Here is a 16,973-nt window from a genome sequence, read left to right as displayed (position 1 = left end):
CTGTGCCTAAACCTTGGCAGCCTTCAGCATGTAGCCGAATCCGCGCTTGGTCTGGATCAGCGGCTCGCTCGAGTGCGCGTCGACCTTGCGACGCAGGTAGGAGATGTAACTCTCCACGATGCCGGCGTCGCCATTGAAGTCGTACTCCCAGACGTGGTCGAGAATCTGCGCCTTGCTCAGCACGCGGTTAGGGTTCAACATCAGATACCGCAGCAGCTTGAATTCGGTCGGGCTGAGTTCCACTCCATTGTCACCGACGAAGACCTCGTGCGTGTCTTGGTCCATCGTCAATTCACCGGCCCGGATGACCGCGTCGTCGTCTGCCTGCATGGTGCGGCGAAGAATCGCCTTGATGCGGGCGACGATTTCGTCCAGGCTGAACGGCTTCGTGACGTAGTCGTCGCCGCCGACCGTCAGGCCCATGATCTTGTCTTCCGTGTCGTCCTTTGCCGTCAGGAACAGGATCGGCGCTGTGTAACCGGCGCCGCGCAAGCGCTTTGTCACACCGAAGCCGTTCATGTCAGGCAGCATGACGTCGAGGATGATCAGGTCAGGCTCCTCTTCGAGGACCGCGGAGATGGCCTGAGCGCCGTTTCCGACAGCACGCACGGCGAAGCCGGCGAAGCGGAGGCTGGTGGTCAGGAGGTCGCGGATGTTGGGCTCGTCGTCGACGATCAAGATACGGGGTCCGGCGTTCATGGAGTCTAGTATCTGCGCGTCGGCTGAATCTATCCTGTGAGTCACTGGTGGGTCAGAGTTAAGCTGGCACAAGGAGGACTGATGGACATCAACGAGCATTCTGACCGGTCGCCGGGCGCGCGAACCGCTGTTGATTCGGATGCCGAACTCGGCGGCGATCCGGCATGCTGGCTTGCGCTCTTGTGCCCAGAGTGCGGCGCGGTTCTGGAAAGCCACAGTGAGCCGTGCTGGCGCTGCGGGCTGAAACCGGGTGAGGAGCGCGTCAGCGACTAGCGTCTGGAACGCCGGGTGCGGCTGTCTTTGTCGGAACGCCGGGTGCGGCCGCCTCTGTCGGAACGCCGCGCGCGGCGATGCGCACGCAGCACGGGCCCTCGCCGGGCGCGAACACGACGTCGTGCGTATCGTCGCCGACGCCAACGGCCATGCCGCGCAATAGGTCGAGGTTCGCGTGACAAATCACGTCTGCATGGCTGGTTGAGAGTCTGTGGAACGGGCAATTCGCCAGCAGCATCCCGCCGCGGCCGTCTTCGTACGGCTCGTATCCGCACTGCTGCAGCGCGCCCTCAAGCGACGCCGCAGCGGCGCCCAGTTCTCGGCCGGTCTGCTCGGCGACGCTGGCCAGACTCTCGCGCACCGGGCTGCCGGTGCGGTCGGCATCATCGATCGCAGACGCGAGCAGTTCGCCGGCGAGCTCGTAGTGGCGTTCCGGAATCGACACGGAGATCTCGTCTGTGGCACGGCTGTAGAGCTTGCTCGGGCGCCCGGCGCCGGGGCCCGTGCGCCCGGTCAGCCGCTTGAACTCGACAGTGAGCAAGCCTTCTTCGACGAGTCGGTCGAGGTGGAACGCTGCCGTGCTCCTGGCGAGCCCCAGTGCGGCTGCCGCGTCGTCCCTGCTGATCGGCTGTTCGTGATTGCCGACGAGTTCGAACAGCGCTCGCCGCACAGGGTCACTGACGGCCGCGATGGCCGAGAGTCGATCTGTTGTTGAGGACTGCATGCTTTCAGAATAACTCTAAAACAACCATTCTTGACAAAAGAATTGATTTGCTTCTAAAGTCGAGTTATTGAGTTTTGGAAACAACACCTCATTCACACTGTCCCAGGAAGGTCAGATCATGGTCACCACCACACCGCACGCGACTGAAAATCGCTGGCACCTACTGCTCGATGCAGACCCGGCCCGGCAGGCCTTCCTCCTGCTTCGCACCGTATTCACCATCGCGCCGATCGTGTTCGGAATCGACAAGTTTTTCAACATTCTGACTTTCTGGCCGCACTATCTCGCGCCCATCGTCACCGACGTCGCGCCAATGACGGGGCAACAGTTCATGTACATCGTCGGCATTATCGAGATCGTCGCAGGTCTGGCTGTTGCCTTCGCGCCGCGCTGGGGATCGCTCTTGGTAACCCTCTGGCTCGCCGGGATCATCATCAACCTGCTGGTGCTGCCCGGCTATTTCGACGTCGCGCTCCGTGACTTCGGATTGCTGGTCGCTGCGCTCGCCCTGTGGAGACTTTCGGTGAGTCCAGCGGCTCGCGCACAGTCCCACGGCACCGCCGCCTGAAGGAAGGGAATGGTTCGATGAGAGACTGGGTATCAGCCACGGGAGGGCCTCGATGACGATCAACGCCACAACGGATCTGCGGATGCACACCATCGGCGCGGAGCGTGCGGTTTCAACGCCGAGCAGACTCAGGCCGGTTATCGACACCACCGGGGAGGCTGCCGAGGGCGGGCGGATTGTTGACCGGGTGCGAGCACAAGCGGCAGTGACCGAACTGTTGAAGGCGCTCGGCCGCGATCCGAGATCGGAGCACCTGGCCGAGACGCCGCGTCGCGTCACAGACGCGTTCATCGAACAGCTGACCCAGAACGAGTTCGCACCAACGACGTTTCCGAACACGGAGGGCTACGACGAACTCGTACTCGTGCGAGACATTCCCTTCCACTCACTGTGCGAACACCACCTTCTGCCGTTCCAGGGCATCGCGCACGTCGGGTACATCCCCGGTGATCGGCTGATCGGTCTGTCCAAGCTGGCGCGCGTCGTCGACTTCTTCAGCCACGACCTGCAGGTGCAGGAACGCCTCACCCGTCAGGTCGCAAACTGGATCGAGTCGGAACTCGACCCGGTCGGGGTGGGCGTCGTCATGGAGGCAGAACACACCTGCATGACGATTCGAGGCATCCAGGCGCGGGGCGCGCGAACGGTCACGTCTGCGTTCACCGGTGTGCTGAAGGATCGCGCCGATCTGCGCGAGCAATTCTTCTGCGACGGCCGTCGCTGAAGACCATCCATCGATTTCATCGACCGGATTTGACACAGGCAGTTTTGACACAGGCAAGGGAGTAACAGCATGAGCGAGCAAGAATTCGTCATCGTCGGGGGAGGTCTGACGGCAGCAACGGCTGCGGAGACGCTACGGGCTGAGGGCTTCGATGGAAGGGTGCGTATCGTGGCATCCGAGGCGCATCATCCGTATCTCAGGCCGCCGCTTTCGAAGGAGTACTTCAAGGGCGACGCAACCCGCGACACGATCTTCGTCAAGCCGGCCGAGTGGTACGACGAGAACAAGGTGGAACTTCTGCTGAACACGCCGGCCACCGCATTGGACGTCGCAGCCCACGAGGTCGTTCTCGGTTCGGGCGATCGGCTCCACTATGACAAGCTCCTGCTGGCCACCGGTGCATCGTCGCGGCATCTGCATGTGCCGAACTACGAGGCAACAGGCATCTACTATCTGCGCACCGTCGAAGAGAGCGAAGCGCTTCGCGACGCACTGAGCGTCGGGGGCAAGAATCTGGTGATTGTCGGCTCTGGCTGGATCGGCCTTGAAATCGCGGCCGCTGCGCGTGGCTATGGCAACAATGTCACGGTGATCGGCATGGAGAACGTGGCGCTCAGCGTCGCTCTCGGCGACGAGCTGGGTGGTGTGTTCGAGAAGATGCATCGCGAGAACGGTGTTCAGTTCCGTCTTCCGGCGAGCCTCAAGGAGTTCGAGGCGAAAGACGGGCACGTCACCGGAGTCGTGATCGAAGGCGAAACGCTTCCTGCGGATCTCGTCGTGGTCGGCGCCGGCGCCATACCCAACGTCGACCTCGCCCAGGCTGCCGGGCTGACCATCAACCGCGGCGTCGAGACGGATGAGCGGCTGCACACCAGCGCTGCGGACGTGTTCGCAGCCGGCGACGTCGCGAACGCGTATCACCCCGTTGTCAAGGTGCACATGCGCAACGAACACTGGGCGAATGCGATCAACGCAGGCAAGGTCGCTGCCAAGAGCATGCTCGGCCAAGACGTCGTCTTCGACGACATCCCGTACTTCTACACCGACCAGTACGACCTGGGAATGGAGTACGCCGGCTATCCGACGCTGACCTCGGATGCGACGATCGTCTATCGTGGCGACCCCGCAACCCGCGAATTCATTGCGTTCTGGCAGGCCGCTGATGGCCGGGTCGTCGCCGGGATGAATGTGAACGTGTGGGACGTGAGTGAGGATATCCAATCGCTCATCCGCTCGGCGCGTGTCGTCGACGCGGCGCGCCTCGCCGACGCGAGCGTGCCGATCGCCGAGGTGTGAGGCACTGAACACGCTTTTCCGGCACGATGGGTGATATGTCGCCTGCGTCTCACCCCGCTCCTGCTCCGGCCGTGTATCTGCCGCCGTTGCGCTCACCGATCCGCACCATCGGTGAGCGCACCTTCGACTTCAACACGCACGTGGCCGTGATGGCCGTCGTCAATCGCACCCCGGACTCGTTTTACGATCGCGGTGCGACCTTCGCATTGGATGCCGCGGTGCGCTCCTGCCTGGACGCTGCGGCTGCCGGCGCAGACTGGGTCGACATCGGCGGAGCGCCGTTCGCCCCCGGCCCCGAACTGCCGGCCAGCGAGGAACTCGAGCGGGTGCTCCCGGTCGTTACGGCCGTGCGCGAGAGATCGGACGTGGTGATTTCGGTCGACACGTTCCGTGCGGAGGTCGCGCGACGCTGCATCCGGGCCGGGGCGAACGTCGTCAACGATACGACGGGGTTGCACGACCCCGAGATCGTGCGAGTCGTCGCCGACAGCGACGCGACTCTGGTGATCACCCACAGCCTCGCAAAGCCTCGCACGTTCTACCCGCACCCGCACTACGACGATGTGGCCGGAGAGATTGCGGCGTTCCTGCGTGAACGAATCGAATACGCCGTCAGCCTTGGGGTGCCCGAATCACGCATCGTGATTGATCCGGGACACGATCTCAACAAGAACACGCTGCAGTCGCTCGAACTCACACGGCGACTCTCGGAGATCGCCGCCCTCGGGTTGCCGACGCTCGCCGCGGTGTCGAACAAGGACTTCATCGGCGAAACACTGAACGCTGGGCGCGACGACAGGCTGGAGGGCTCACTCGCGGCTGCGGTGTTCGCCATCGTGCAGGGGGCGCGGATCGTGCGGATGCACAATGTGGCAGAGTCGGTTGCGGCCGTACGCATGACGGAGGCGATCCTCGGTTTCAGGCAGCCCGCGTACCTCAAACACAACATGGGGGAGATCAACACGGTGGAGATCAACACGGGGGAGATCGGCACGGGGGAGATCGGCACGGTGGGCATCAATGAGTGACGCCGCAATCACACGCATCTGGCCGTTGCCGACGCCGGGGCCGGGGGCGTCATTGCGGTACGAGGAAGCCAGCGATGACGACCTGGTGGCCTGGTATTCGGCGCCGAATGAGGCAACGCACTGGGCGCGCGTCAACTTCGTGGCCAGCATCGATGGCGCAGCGACGCACGAGGGCCGCTCCGCGGGGTTGTCGGATGCCGCGGATCATCGCGTTTTCGATCTGCTGCGCACCCTCTGCCACGTTGTCGTCGTCGGTGCCGGAACGGTGCGCACGGAGGGCTACGGCCCGATGCGGGTCGCTCCGGCTGCCGAAGCCCGACGCCTGACTGCCGGACTGGCGCCCCAGCCGGTGTTCGCGCTCGTCTCCGCATCCCTGAATCTGGACCCGAAGAGCCGGATCTTTACGGACGCCCCTGTGCGGCCGATCGTTGTGACGACCGCAGCTTCGCCAGCCGATCGTCGAGCTGCACTAGCCGAGGTCGCCGATGTGCTTGTCTGCGGCGAAGACGATGTGGACACCGCCTGGATGCTGCGGGCACTCGCGGAGCGCGGGCTCACCCAGGTGCACTGCGAGGGTGGACCGCGACTTTTCGGCACAATGTTGGCGGACGGCACGCTCGACGAGCTGTGCCTCACCGTAAGCCCGCTGTTGGAGGGCGGCGCCGGCCCGGGAATTACCGGTGACGTCGTGCCCGACGCTCCCATGCACATGCGCCTGGCCCACGCCCTCGCCGCAGGCGACACCCTGCTGCTGCGCTACCTGCGGGCCTGATCCGCCGCACGCGCCCACCAGCCCGCTGAGGTGCGGACTTTTGTCGCTCTCCCGCCCTGGAAAGCGACAAAAGTCCGCACCTCAGCGGTAGTGAGCGAGGGGGGGAGTGCGCGAGCTACGCGGCTGCGAGGGCGTGGGCATCCAGAATCGTGTAGCTGTAGCCTTGCTCGGCCAGGAATCGTTGCCGATTCTGGGCAAAGTCCTGGTCGACGGTGTCGCGCGCGACGAGGGTGTAGAAGTTCGCAGACAGCCCGGATTCCTTCGGGCGCAGCAACCGACCGAGTCGTTGCGCCTCTTCCTGCCGTGAGCCGAACGATCCGGACACCTGGATGGCGACGGTCGCCTCCGGCAGATCGACGGAGAAATTGGCGACCTTCGAGACCACGAGCACCAGGGTGCGCCCCTCGCGGAACTCCTGGTACAGGCGCTCGCGCTCATCCACCGGGGTCGCCCCGGTCAACGATGGGGCGTCCAGCGCTTCGGCCAGCTCATCGATCTGGTCGAGGTACTGACCGATGACGAGGATGCGCTCACCGGCGTGCCGTGCGACCAACTGGCGCACGACATCCAGTTTCGCCGGTGCGGTCGCAGCGAGACGGTATCGTTCGTCATCCGCAGCGGCAGCGTAGGAGAGCCGATCGGATTGCGGCAAGTCGATGCGCACCTCATAGCAGGCGGCCGGTGAGATGAAGCCCTGTGCTTCGATCTCCTTCCACGGTGCGTCGAACCGTTTCGGCCCGATCAGGCTGAAGACGTCGCCTTCTCGTCCGTCCTCGCGCACCAGCGTCGCCGTCAGGCCCAATCGACGACGCGCCTGCAGCTCAGCGGTGAGTTTGAACACCGGCGCGGGCAGCAGGTGCACCTCGTCGTAAATCACCAGCCCCCAGTCCATCGCGTCGAGCAGGGCCAAGTGTGCGTATTGGCCTTTGCGTTTCGCGGTCAGGATCTGATAGGTCGCGATCGTCACAGGCTTGACCTCTTTGACCTGCCCGGAGTACTCGCCGATCTCTTCGGCCGTCAGTGTGGTGCGTTTGAGCAGTTCGGCGCGCCACTGGCGCGCCGAGACCGTGTTGGTCACCAGGACGAGCGTCGTGGTCTGCGCCGTGGCCATCGCACCGGCGCCGACCAGGGTCTTGCCGGCGCCGCACGGCAGCACGACGACGCCAGAGCCACCGCCGAAAAAGTTGTCGATCGCCTTGTGCTGATAGTCGCGAAGGTGCCAGTTCTCTTCGACAAGTGCGATCGGATGCGGTGTGCCCGGTGTGTAGCCCGCGAGGTCTTCAGCCGGCCAGCCGAGCTTCACCAGCTCTTGTTTGAGTTGCCCGCGTGCCCATGCCTCTACCGTGAACGTCGTGTCGTCGACGCGGCCGGTCAACAGTGGGGAGATCCGTTTCGCACCGGCGACTTCGGTCAGGATGGCCAGATCATCGCTGCGCAGCAGTAGCGCACCCTCGTCGTCGCGTTCGATCGTCAACCGACCGTATCGTGCGACGGTTTCGACGATGTCGACGCTGACCGTCTGCGGCACCGGAAACTTCGAGTACGTCTCCAGCGTCGCGAGCATGTCGGCTGCCTGATGTCCGGCAGCACGCGCGTTCCACAACCCGAGCCGTGTGATCCGGTACGTGTGGATGTGCTCGGGCGCACGTTCCAGTTCGGCGAACACGCTCAGGTCGTGTCGAGCGTCGTCCGCCAGCGGGTGTGCGACTTCGAGGAGCACAGTGCGGTCGCTTTGGACGATGAGGGGGCCGTCAGACATAACTGTCTAGTCTACGTTGCGTCCCCGCTGGTCGAGTAGCGAGCGAGGAACGAGCCCGCGTATCGAGACCTTCGTGCGTGGGCTTGCGGGGGTCTCGATACAGTCGCTGGCGCTCCTTACTCGACCTGCGGGACTGCTGGTCGAGTAGCGAGCGAGGAAGGAGCCCGCGTATCGAGACCTTCGTGCGTGGGCTTGCGGGGGTCTCGATACAGTCGCTGGCGCTCCTTACTCGACCGGCGGGACTGCTGGTCGAGTAGCCCGCGAGCGCAGCGAGCAGGCGTATCGAGGCCCCCTGTACGGCTGGTGGGGTCTCGATACAGTCGGTAGCGCTCCTTACTCGACCAGCGCTAGCGCTCCTTACTCGACCGGCGGGACTGCTGGTCGAGTAGCGAGCGAGGAACGAGCCCGCGTATCGAGACCTTCGTGCGTGGGCTTGCGGGGGGTCTCGATACAGTCGCTGGCGCTCCTTACTCGACCGGCGGGACTGCTGGTCGAGTAGCGAGCGAGGAACGAGCCCGCGTATCGAGACCTTCGTGCGTGGGCTTGCGGGGGGTCTCGATACAGTCGCTGGCGCTCCTTACTCGACCAGCGCTTGCGCTCCTTACTCGACCAGCGCTTGCGCTCCTTACTCGACCAGCGCTTGCGCTCCTTACTCGACCAGCGGTAGCGCTCCTTACTCGACCAGCGGTAGCGCTCCTTACTCGACCAGCGCTAGCGCTCCTACTCGGCACCCGGTGGCGTGCGGATGCCGCGAATGCTTGACAGCGGCAGCGTGCGCTCGACATCGACGGTGCGATCGCGGCCGCGCACCCGCCCGCCGCCCAGGCCGGTCGGCTCGAGTGTGTATTCGCGCTCGCCACCGCCCGGCGCGGCGACGGTGATGATCAGCGTGGACCGGGAATGCACGGCGGCATCCAACTGCCGAGCGAGCCAGGCTTGCAAGGTGCCTTCCTCATCGGGGGAGCCGGATGCGCGCAGGCGTGCGAGCAAAGCGCCCAGCGGGTCGACGCTGCGGTGCCCAGTGCGCGGCGCGATCGCCCGGCGGCGCAGAGCGATGATCGTCCCGTCAGTGTCCTCGGCTGCGACCGGGTAGCGTGCGTCCGACAGCGCCCAGAACACGACATCGCGTTCGAATCTGCTTTCCAGCTGATGGTCCGAGCTGCGGGTGAGACCGAGCGAGGCGAGCGTCTGGTCGATTTCCAGTCGTTCGAGAAGCCCGGTGTCCGCGGAGTGAATGCGGCTGCGCGCTCGTGAGCCGCCGGCATCCGTCGCATCGAGGCGGCCGCCCTTCGGCAAGCTGACGGATCGGGGCTGGTCGACCCGGCGATCGGGGCACACCGCGACAACCCGGATCAGGCCGTAGCGCGCCGCCGTCTCGGTCAACAGATAATCCAACGGCTGCGGGATGCCCGTGAGCGAGATCTCCTGCAGGAACGTTCGCAGCCCTGCCGCATCCTCGCCCGCGGCGATCGCCCGGGTGATGCTGGCAGCCGACACGCGGAAAGTGGATGCGAGTGCGCGGCTCTCCAGGTCCGCGAACGTGCGCAACCGGGTGTCGATCGCGGGCTGCAACGGGCCGGGCGCGATGATCGTGAGGTCCGGTTGCAGGTAGACGCGATCGATCTCTGCAGGCAGGTGTTCTGCGATCACGGCGGATGCGGCATCCGCGCCCTGATTCAGCAGCAGGATTCCGGCCCTGGTCGGCGTCGTGCCGATGCTGATGCCGAGCAGCGCCGCCGCGCTGCCGTAGGTCTCGAGTCGGCGCGCCAGCCGCTTCGGATCCGCTGGGAACAACCAGTGAGCGAATGCGACCAGGCCGTCGGCCCAATCCTCGTGCGGGCGAGCCGTCAGCACCCGGCGCACATCGTCGGGCATGGCGTTGCGCCACCCGTTGGCCAGCGACGCCCAGCGCGCTCTGGTGTCGAGCCCGAACCACTCAGAGGCCGCGTGTGTCGCCAGCAGGGACGCCCCGTCGATCGCAGTCAGCCGCGCTTTGTCCGCACACCAGAGGAGCGTCGCGACGGTGTCGTCTGGCAGGCCGGTCGCGGCCGCGAGCCGACGGGTGTCCGGATGCGCGATCCCGCCCTTTTGCAGTAGCCGGGCCGGTTCCTGAGACAGCTCGGTCAGTAGCGCAGCGGTGGCGCCGATGGCGCTGAAGCCCTGCTCGGCCGCGAGCCGGTCGTTCGGCTGGGGACCTGGATCCGTCGTCCGCCCGCCTGCGGTGCGCGCGCCCGGCGGTGGCGTTGCAGCCAGATCGCGGCCCGACGGCAGCCCTTCGGACGGCCAGGCAGCAAGCCGCTGACGCACCGCACTGTACACACTGACGCCCCGGTCGCTCAGGCGGATGAGTTGCAGGCGGGCAAGGTGGTCCAGCTCGACTTGGATCATCTGCGGCGACCCGAGGGTGGTCGGTGTGGCGCCCCAGCGTGCCAGGCGGGAGGTGAGCTCGGCGACCGGGGTGGCGGCATCCGCTCGCACGTCGGCCGTGCCGGCGATGCCGGCCACGTCGTCATCGGCGGCTGCAGCGGCCGCGAAGACGAGCGCCAGTGTCGGCCGGTCGAGTCTGGCAAGGGCCGACTGGATCGACTCCGGCGTGAGCAGCGCCTCCGCAAGATCGAACAGGTCGTTGATCCGGGCAGGGTGGAATGCGCGCGTGCTGAGCACCGTTCGAAGTTCGTCGTCTCCGAGCCGACCGAGTTGCAGCGCGAGAGCCAGTGTTCCGGTCATGGACGCCCGGCGATGCGCCGCGCCGATGTTGTTCGGGTTTTCACTTGCTGGCTTCGCGGTTCTGTTTGTTTCGCCTGACCATGCTCACCGTCAGAAGGATGATGATGAGGATGAACGCCATCGGCAGCGCGATCAGTGGGATGAAGAACACGGTGGGCCAAATGCCCTCGCCGGAACCTTGGGCCGGGCCCGCCCCGAGCCAGGTGCCGATGATGATCGCGAAGATGGCGAAAAGCGAGATCACCACGAGTCCGCCAATAACGAACGCGAGGGTGCGCTGGGCACGGGAAACGGGTTGTGGGGTCTCGGAGGTCACGAAATCAAGGATAATTGAGGTTGATCAAGAGATCCCCCACTGAAAGAGGTTCCCATGCCATCCGGCAAGGTCAAGTTCTACGACGACGACAAAGGTTTTGGCTTCATCAGCTCTGATGACGGCCAGGAGGTGTTTCTGCACGCCTCCGCTTTGCCTGCCGGCACAGTGGTGAAAGCGGGCACTCGCCTCGAGTTCGGAATAGCCGACGGCAAGCGCGGCGCTCAGGCACTATCTGTGCGCGTGTTAGACGCTCCGCCGAGCCTGTCGAAGATGACCCGCAAGTCTGCCGACGATATGGCCATAATCCTCGAAGACCTCGTCAAACTGCTCGATGGCATCGGCACCAACCTCAAGCGGGGCAAATACCCTGACAGCGCTCACGGCCGCAAGATCGCAGCCGTCTTGCGCAAGGTTGCGGACGATCTGGATGCCTGAACTCGATCCATTCGCGATTCCAGAGACTCGGCCGGCGGTCGCCGACGCTCCGGTCGCTGAGCTTGCCGAAGCGCCGACCCCTGAAGCGCCGACCCCTGCCGCTCCGGTCGCTGAGCTTGCCGAAGCGCCGGTTGTCGCAGAGCCAACCGCCGCCGAGCCGCCCGCTGAGCTTGTCGAAGCGCCGGTCGCTGAGCTTGTCGAAGAGCCGACGCCCGTCGAGCCGCCCGCTCCAGCCGTTGCAGACGACGTGCTGTTGGCATCCGTCGAACTCGCGCGCGAGGCGCTGCTGGAGATCACGCCTGCGTCGACGATCGGGGCGCCGGCTGGCCACATCGTCGGGGGCGATCACGTGCTTTCGCTGTTGTTCGAGAACACCATGTCCGGTTACCCGGGCTGGTATTGGACGGTCTCAATGGCACGCACCGGCGATGCCGGGGCACCGTCGGTGCTCGAGGCGGAGTTGACGCCCGGCGATGCGGCGCTGCTTGCGCCGGACTGGGTCCCGTGGTCCGAGCGGCTGGCTGAGTATCAAGCATCCCAGGAGGCCGCACGGGCGAGCGAGGCCGCGGCGGCCGACGACGATGTTGATGACCTCGACGAAGAGGACGATCTCGACGACGAAGATGATCTCGACGATGAAGACGACGACGTCGATGAGGGCGATCTCGACGGTGTCGATATTGACGCTTTGCACGATCTTGGTGACGCCGATCTTGATGACGCCGATCTTGACGAGGCCGACCTTGGTGACGCCGATCTTGACGACGACGGCGACGAGTTCGAGGCAGCCGACATCATCGGTGTTGAGTTAGCGACGCTTGACCTGCAGGATGACGAGCCCGAGAATTCCGAGGGCGCATCCGATAACGGCCGTCCAGACCAGCCAACCGCTGCCGCTGGAGAAAATGGCGCCGGCGAAAGCCAGCAATAAAGCCAGGGCGACCAGCCACAGCATCAGGCCGACGAAGATGGCCTTGCGGTCGTCGGTTTGTACGGGCGCGGGGTCCGGCCTGCGCTCGTTGTCGCGCAACCAGAGTTTCATCGGCGGTCCCGTTGGGTGTTCCGTTTGCGCTCGGCCGGATCAGCCGATGTGCTCGACCGTGTATTCGATTGAGGCGATCAACGCGCGCACGTCCGACGGGTCGACGGCCGTGAACGTGCCGATCCGCAGTTGATTGCGCCCCAGCTTGCGATATGGCTCGGTGTCGACGATGCCGTTGGCACGCAGCACGCTGGAGATCACAGCCGCGTCGATGCCCTCGAAGTCGATCGTCACGACGACTTGCGACCGGTCAGCAGGGTCCGCGACGAACGGTGTCGCATACTCCACTGAATCTGCCCAGTCATACAGGGCGCGTGACGACTCCGCGGTGCGAGCGGATGCCCACCCCAGCCCGCCGTTGTCGTTGATCCAGTGCACCTGATTCTCGAGCAACACCAGTGTGGACAGTGCGGGGGTGTTGAGGGTCTGATTGAGACGTGAATTGGTGATCGCGTTATTCAGGCTGAGGAACTCGGGAATGTAGCGATCGGATGCTGCGATGCGCTCGACTCGTTCGATCGCGGCGGGCGAGAACAGCGCAAGCCACAGCCCGCCGTCTGACGCGAGGTTCTTCTGCGGAGCGAAGTAGTAGACATCCGCTTCGGATGCGTCGAAATCGATTCCGCCCGCAGCGCTGGTGGCATCGATCACGGTGAGCGCACCGGCGTCGCCGTGAACGCGCTCGACCGGTGCCATGACGCCGGTCGAGGTCTCGTTGTGCGGCCACGCATACACATCGATGCCTGGTGTCGCCACGGCGGTGCTGCGGGAACCGACAGGCGCGCTGATGACCTCGGGCGTCTGCAGCCACGGTGCACTCGCCGCCTTCGCGAACTTCTGACTGAATTCGCCGAACGTGAGGTTTTGGCTTCGGCGCTCGATCAGAGAGAAGGCGGCGGCATCCCAGAACGCTGTTGAACCGCCGTTGCCGAGCACCACCTCGTAATCGTCTGGAACGCGAAACAGTGAACTGATGCCGTCGCGAACGCGCCCGACGAGCGACTTGACGGGCGCTTGGCGGTGCGATGTTCCGAGGAGTGTTGCCCCGGCTGCAGACAATGCAGCGACCTGTTCTGCACGAACCCGAGAGGGGCCGCAACCGAATCGTCCGTCGGCGGGTAGCAACTCAAGCGGGATCGCGATGTCTGGCATGGCTCGATTCTAGTTGTGTCCGTTCCGCCCGTTAGGCTGGGCTTACATGCGTGCTGGCTTGACCAAAGGGGGCAGCGATGACCGATCTCGTTGACACCACCGAAATGTATCTGCGAACGATTCTCGATCTGGAAGAAGAGAACATCGTTCCGTTGCGAGCGCGCATTTCGGAGCGGATCGGCCATTCCGGCCCGACGGTGTCGCAGACGATCGGCCGTATGGAGCGCGACGGTCTCGTTGTCGTCTCAGACGACCGCCACCTGCAGCTGACCACAGAAGGCCGCCGCCGCGCGGTGCACGTGATGCGCAAACATCGGCTCGCCGAGAGACTCCTCAGCGATGTGATCGGTCTCGAGTGGGAGTATGTGCACGATGAGGCGTGCCGCTGGGAGCACGTGATGAGCGAGCAGGTCGAGCGCAAAATCCTCGACATCTTGGGCCATCCAACAGAATCGCCCTATGGAACGCCGATTCCGAGCCTCGACGACGGCGGGCACTCGCTGTCGACCGTCTTCCTGGCCGGAGTCAAGAATCTCGTCGATCTTGTGGCGGATGCGCCGGAGCCCGTTTCTGCGGACGTTCGCCGGCTGGGCGAGCCGGTGCAGTTCGACCCTGAGCTGCTCGGTCAGCTGCGACAGGCGGGCGTGATTCCCGGTTCGACCGGTACCTTCTCTGCGGCGGCATCTTATGTTCTCGTGCAGATGGACGGCTATGCAGAGGGGTTGGAACTGCCGCACGAAGTGGCGAGCCATATTTTCGTGTCGGCTTGAGAGCCGTTCTAATTTCGTGAATGGCGCCGCAACGGGGTGTGACAATTTCGTTATCTTCCCGTAGTCTCGAAGCGTCGGCGGGCGGGTCGCCGATTCAGAGATCCAACTCGAGACGCTCCCTCAATGCCGAGTCATAGCAAGCACGTTGCTCCACGTAGTAGTGGTGCGCGGCCTGCGGGCGCGCGCCGCGGAGCGTTGCCTGCCGGCTCGCGCCGCGGAGCGTTGCCTGCGGGCTCGCGCCGCGGCATCCGGTGGTCCGGCGCAGCGAAGATTCGTCGGAAATTGAAGGCCGCCGTGGCCAATATTGCCGTACTGGCCGTCGCGGCCGGAATGATTGCAACGGTCGCGCTACCCGCCTATGCGTTCAACCCGACAACGCACGATCAATCGCAGTTCGGCAGTTCGGTCATCGATGGGATGAAGCAATCGCAGTCTCAAACGGTTCAGGCTTCAGCAACGACGGGCGACACCGTCATCTCCCGCGACCCCGTCACGGCGACGAGCGAAGCTGACCTCCAGGCGCAGAAAGCGGCTGCAGAAGCAGCCCGTGAGGCCGCGGCCAAAGCCGCACAATTCAGTGCATACACGACCACGAGGACGGGTCTGGTCGCAGCCAGTGGTACCGCTCTTCAGCTTGCCCAAACCCTGATGGCGGCGTATCAGGCCGGAAGGCTCACCGACTATCAGCCGGCGATGATCGTCGACGAGATCGGCGCCATGGCGTCAGGCAGTTATTCAGCTCAGTGCGAGGTCGATACGCGGCTCTTGCAGATCCTGGTGCTCACCTTGAACCATTTCGGCAGTCTGGACATCAGCGATCTCGGCCGGCCCTGCGTCGGCGAAGGTCTGAACTGCTCCGTCTCAGCGCACTGTACGGTACCCATCCGTGCCGTAGATTTCACCGGGATCGGTGGGCAGACAGTCAACGGGTCGAACAGTGCCACCATTCAGCTCTTGCGCTACCTGGACGAGATCGTGCCCCCGGGGTCGAACGCGGGGCAATCGGAGTGCAGAGCCAGTGCAGGAACGTCGATCGCGCTCAGTAGCATGGCCCAATTCTCCGATAACTGCAGTCATCAGCACCTCGATATTCCTGCGTAGCCGGTGCGAGCCAAATGGCATTCAGCACCGCCGGATCACCGTTACCAATCTGTGAGAAATGCGCTCAGGGATGTGACAAATCCGTGATGTTCCCGTAGTCTCTAACAGTCCGCAGACCAGAAGCCGGTCGAAGGATCCGAATCAAGACGCTCCCTCAATCCCGTCTCTTGATTCGAGAAGCCGAACGCTACATGCGCATCAAGTGACGGGGCAACTACCTAGTGTTGACGGAGCGCCGGAGGTCTTGACCTTGGCACCATTAGGTACACCTGGTTCGCCCGAGAACCCCGAAGACGTGAATAGCAGGGCCAGCGACGCCGCTTCCGGCCTTCGTCCGCGTGGGGCGGCTCGCGCCGCGTTGAACAGTCAGACCCACCCGACGCCCGTCGTCGCCCATGCTGTGGCAGGCAAGGCAGCAGCGGGCAAAGCTTTGGCCGGCACAGCCGTGGCGAACACGACGCCGGGCAGTGGCGCACCGGGGCGTAAGCATCCGCGAAGCAAGAAGAAGCTGCGGGGCGGCGTTGCGAACATCGTCGTCATGTCGATTGCCGCGGGCATGATCGCAACCTTCGCGTTGCCGGCGTATGCGTTCAGCCCCAGCGGCACAGACCAGGCCAAGTTCGCCAGTTCCGTCATTGACGGCATGAAAAAGGCTCAGCCGCAGTCAGTGACGGTTGCAGGCACGGCGGCCGTGCCGGTCGTTGCCCGCGATGCCGTGACGGCAACCAGTGAGGCCGATTTGGCAGCAGCCAAGGCCGCGGCGGCCGCCGAGGCAGCACGTGCAGCCGCAGCGGCGAGCATGGCGACCTACGCGGCATCGTACTCCGGGCCGTCTGTCTCCGACTTCCTCGCGAACCCGCCATACCCGAACTTCAGCCTGAGCCAGGTATTCTCGGTGGCGCAGCAGTACATCGGCACGCCATATGTCTACGGCGGTGCCTCGCCTGCAGGGTTTGACTGCTCCGGCTACGTCATGTTCGTCTATGCCCAGTTCGGCATTTCGCTGCCGCACTCCGTGAGCGGCCAGGCGGCGCGCGGAACGCGTATCTCGATTGCGGATGCTGTTCCTGGCGACGTCGTCATCATGAGCGGCCACGACGGCTTCTACGCCGGCAACGGAAACATCATGGATGCGCCGGACACCGGCCGTTCGATCTCGATCCGCCCGATTTGGACGAGCGACTTCTACATCGTGCGACTGGGCATTTAGCTCTCGGCTGTCTCACCTGGTGATTGAGGAGGCCGCCCGGTCTCTGAGCTTGCCCCGGTCCCTGAGCTTGCCCCGGTCCCTGAGCTTGCCGAAGGGCGGCCGTCTCGAAATCACCCGCTGTGCCACCTGAGCGTGCTCCGGTCTCTGAGCGTGCCCCGGTGCCTGAGCTTGCCGAAGGACGGCCGTCTCGAAATCATCCGCTGTGCCACCTCGGCGCGCCACGATATTGTGGCGCGCCGATTATGCGTTACTCTAAATTCCTGACACCGCGAGCGATCCCGGGAGGTCCGCATGATCGAGTCGTCACACATCCATGCCATGGATGCGTGCGCCCTCGAGCGCGACTACCTGCAGCATCGCTCTCACTGCTGCCTTCA

17 protein-coding genes and 1 pseudogene are annotated in these 16,973 nt (G+C 64.5%); 11 read left to right on the top strand and 7 right to left on the bottom strand.

Annotated elements, in window-relative coordinates; genetic code table 11:
• Positions 1–6: 6 nt before the first annotated feature.
• The gene (locus tag QU604_RS17470; RefSeq protein WP_308465884.1) at positions 7–699 is read right to left on the bottom strand and encodes a response regulator transcription factor; all 693 of its coding nucleotides are present in this window, start codon (positions 697–699) and stop codon (positions 7–9) included.
• Between the two features lie 81 nt (positions 700–780).
• Here QU604_RS17470 and QU604_RS17465 point away from each other — a divergent pair, with 81 nt between their 5' ends.
• Positions 781–972: a hypothetical protein gene (locus QU604_RS17465; protein WP_308465883.1), complete on the top strand. Its 192-nt coding sequence runs from the start codon at positions 781–783 to the stop codon at positions 970–972.
• On the opposite strand, the gene QU604_RS17460 is transcribed toward QU604_RS17465, so the two are convergent.
• Positions 962–1,696, bottom strand: coding sequence for a helix-turn-helix transcriptional regulator (locus QU604_RS17460; RefSeq protein ID WP_308465882.1), 735 nt, complete (start codon positions 1,694–1,696; stop codon positions 962–964). The two genes, QU604_RS17465 and QU604_RS17460, sit on opposite strands and share 11 nt — an antisense overlap.
• A gap of 118 nt (positions 1,697–1,814) precedes the next feature.
• Between QU604_RS17460 and QU604_RS17455 the strand changes: the two genes are divergently transcribed.
• The 5 genes from QU604_RS17455 to QU604_RS17435 all read left to right on the top strand — a co-directional run bounded on the left by QU604_RS17455 (position 1,815) and on the right by QU604_RS17435 (position 6,084).
• Complete coding sequence (locus tag QU604_RS17455; protein ID WP_308465881.1) at positions 1,815–2,264, top strand: DoxX family membrane protein; 450 nt, start codon at positions 1,815–1,817, stop codon at positions 2,262–2,264.
• A gap of 52 nt (positions 2,265–2,316) precedes the next feature.
• Positions 2,317–2,988, top strand: coding sequence for a GTP cyclohydrolase I FolE (gene folE, locus QU604_RS17450; protein WP_308465880.1), 672 nt, complete (start codon positions 2,317–2,319; stop codon positions 2,986–2,988).
• A gap of 69 nt (positions 2,989–3,057) precedes the next feature.
• On the top strand, positions 3,058–4,284 hold the full coding sequence (locus QU604_RS17445; RefSeq protein ID WP_308465879.1) for an NAD(P)/FAD-dependent oxidoreductase: 1,227 nt from the start codon (positions 3,058–3,060) through the stop codon (positions 4,282–4,284).
• 35 nt (positions 4,285–4,319) lie between these two features.
• Positions 4,320–5,312, top strand: a complete 993-nt coding sequence (folP, locus tag QU604_RS17440; RefSeq protein WP_308465878.1) for a dihydropteroate synthase — start codon at positions 4,320–4,322, stop codon at positions 5,310–5,312.
• The gene (locus tag QU604_RS17435; protein ID WP_308465877.1) at positions 5,305–6,084 is read left to right on the top strand and encodes a pyrimidine reductase family protein; all 780 of its coding nucleotides are present in this window, start codon (positions 5,305–5,307) and stop codon (positions 6,082–6,084) included. The genes folP and QU604_RS17435 overlap by 8 nt, the downstream gene beginning before the upstream one ends.
• Positions 6,085–6,199: 115 nt before the next feature.
• Here the strand turns inward: QU604_RS17435 and QU604_RS17430 are convergent, their stop codons facing one another.
• The 3 genes from QU604_RS17430 to QU604_RS17420 all read right to left on the bottom strand — a co-directional run bounded on the left by QU604_RS17430 (position 6,200) and on the right by QU604_RS17420 (position 10,886).
• Positions 6,200–7,843: a DNA repair helicase XPB gene (locus QU604_RS17430; RefSeq protein WP_308465876.1), complete on the bottom strand. Its 1,644-nt coding sequence runs from the start codon at positions 7,841–7,843 to the stop codon at positions 6,200–6,202.
• Positions 7,844–8,563: 720 nt separating this feature from the next.
• Complete coding sequence (locus QU604_RS17425; protein ID WP_308465875.1) at positions 8,564–10,570, bottom strand: helicase-associated domain-containing protein; 2,007 nt, start codon at positions 10,568–10,570, stop codon at positions 8,564–8,566.
• A 40-nt stretch (positions 10,571–10,610) separates the two neighbouring features.
• Positions 10,611–10,886 (bottom strand): hypothetical protein, encoded by a 276-nt coding sequence (locus QU604_RS17420; RefSeq protein ID WP_308465874.1) that lies wholly within the window; start codon positions 10,884–10,886, stop codon positions 10,611–10,613.
• Between the two features lie 54 nt (positions 10,887–10,940).
• Here QU604_RS17420 and QU604_RS17415 point away from each other — a divergent pair, with 54 nt between their 5' ends.
• On the top strand, positions 10,941–11,321 hold the full coding sequence (locus tag QU604_RS17415) for a cold-shock protein (RefSeq protein WP_308465873.1): 381 nt from the start codon (positions 10,941–10,943) through the stop codon (positions 11,319–11,321).
• Positions 11,218–11,856, top strand: a pseudogene (locus tag QU604_RS17410) (DUF3027 domain-containing protein); the annotation flags it as partial. The gene QU604_RS17415 and the pseudogene QU604_RS17410, both read left to right, overlap by 104 nt.
• Before the next feature lie 273 nt (positions 11,857–12,129).
• On the opposite strand, the gene QU604_RS17405 reads toward QU604_RS17410, so the two are convergent.
• Positions 12,130–12,276, bottom strand: a complete 147-nt coding sequence (locus tag QU604_RS17405; RefSeq protein WP_308468960.1) for a hypothetical protein — start codon at positions 12,274–12,276, stop codon at positions 12,130–12,132.
• 126 nt (positions 12,277–12,402) lie between these two features.
• A complete protein-coding gene (serC, locus tag QU604_RS17400) occupies positions 12,403–13,515 on the bottom strand; it encodes a phosphoserine transaminase (RefSeq protein ID WP_308465872.1) in 1,113 nt (370 codons plus the stop codon).
• A gap of 77 nt (positions 13,516–13,592) precedes the next feature.
• Here serC and QU604_RS17395 point away from each other — a divergent pair, with 77 nt between their 5' ends.
• From QU604_RS17395 to QU604_RS17385, 3 genes are all read left to right on the top strand, one after another.
• Positions 13,593–14,285 carry an iron-dependent transcriptional repressor DtxR gene (locus tag QU604_RS17395; protein WP_308465871.1) on the top strand — a complete coding sequence of 231 codons (693 nt, stop codon included), beginning with the start codon at positions 13,593–13,595 and terminating at the stop codon, positions 14,283–14,285.
• Positions 14,286–14,579: 294 nt separating this feature from the next.
• A complete protein-coding gene (locus tag QU604_RS17390; protein ID WP_308465870.1) occupies positions 14,580–15,386 on the top strand; it encodes a hypothetical protein in 807 nt (268 codons plus the stop codon).
• A gap of 295 nt (positions 15,387–15,681) precedes the next feature.
• The gene (locus tag QU604_RS17385) at positions 15,682–16,596 is read left to right on the top strand and encodes a C40 family peptidase (RefSeq protein ID WP_308465869.1); all 915 of its coding nucleotides are present in this window, start codon (positions 15,682–15,684) and stop codon (positions 16,594–16,596) included.
• The last annotated feature ends 377 nt before the right edge of the window (positions 16,597–16,973 follow it).

Source organism: Rathayibacter sp. SW19 (genome assembly GCF_030866825.1).
Classification (GTDB): Bacteria; Actinomycetota; Actinomycetes; order Actinomycetales; family Microbacteriaceae; genus Rathayibacter_A; species Rathayibacter_A soli.
The sequence above is the reverse complement of the archived record's forward strand: the minus strand, read 5'-3'. Positions and strand labels throughout refer to the sequence as shown.

What these genes read in the sequence shown, in the direction of transcription:
- QU604_RS17435 (WP_308465877.1), top strand. Translation starts at nt 5,305, where the DNA reads ATGAGTGACGCCGCAATCACACGCATCTGGCCGTTGCCGACGCCGGGG.
- folE (WP_308465880.1), top strand. Translation starts at nt 2,317, where the DNA reads ATGACGATCAACGCCACAACGGATCTGCGGATGCACACCATCGGCGCG.
- QU604_RS17445 (WP_308465879.1), top strand. Translation starts at nt 3,058, where the DNA reads ATGAGCGAGCAAGAATTCGTCATCGTCGGGGGAGGTCTGACGGCAGCA.
- QU604_RS17425 (WP_308465875.1), bottom strand. Translation starts at nt 10,570, where the DNA reads ATGACCGGAACACTGGCTCTCGCGCTGCAACTCGGTCGGCTCGGAGAC.
- serC (WP_308465872.1), bottom strand. Translation starts at nt 13,515, where the DNA reads ATGCCAGACATCGCGATCCCGCTTGAGTTGCTACCCGCCGACGGACGA.
- QU604_RS17460 (WP_308465882.1), bottom strand. Translation starts at nt 1,696, where the DNA reads ATGCAGTCCTCAACAACAGATCGACTCTCGGCCATCGCGGCCGTCAGT.
- QU604_RS17430 (WP_308465876.1), bottom strand. Translation starts at nt 7,843, where the DNA reads ATGTCTGACGGCCCCCTCATCGTCCAAAGCGACCGCACTGTGCTCCTC.
- QU604_RS17395 (WP_308465871.1), top strand. Translation starts at nt 13,593, where the DNA reads ATGACCGATCTCGTTGACACCACCGAAATGTATCTGCGAACGATTCTC.
- QU604_RS17415 (WP_308465873.1), top strand. Translation starts at nt 10,941, where the DNA reads ATGCCATCCGGCAAGGTCAAGTTCTACGACGACGACAAAGGTTTTGGC.
- QU604_RS17470 (WP_308465884.1), bottom strand. Translation starts at nt 699, where the DNA reads ATGAACGCCGGACCCCGTATCTTGATCGTCGACGACGAGCCCAACATC.
- QU604_RS17465 (WP_308465883.1), top strand. Translation starts at nt 781, where the DNA reads ATGGACATCAACGAGCATTCTGACCGGTCGCCGGGCGCGCGAACCGCT.
- QU604_RS17405 (WP_308468960.1), bottom strand. Translation starts at nt 12,276, where the DNA reads ATGCTGTGGCTGGTCGCCCTGGCTTTATTGCTGGCTTTCGCCGGCGCC.
- QU604_RS17455 (WP_308465881.1), top strand. Translation starts at nt 1,815, where the DNA reads ATGGTCACCACCACACCGCACGCGACTGAAAATCGCTGGCACCTACTG.
- folP (WP_308465878.1), top strand. Translation starts at nt 4,320, where the DNA reads ATGTCGCCTGCGTCTCACCCCGCTCCTGCTCCGGCCGTGTATCTGCCG.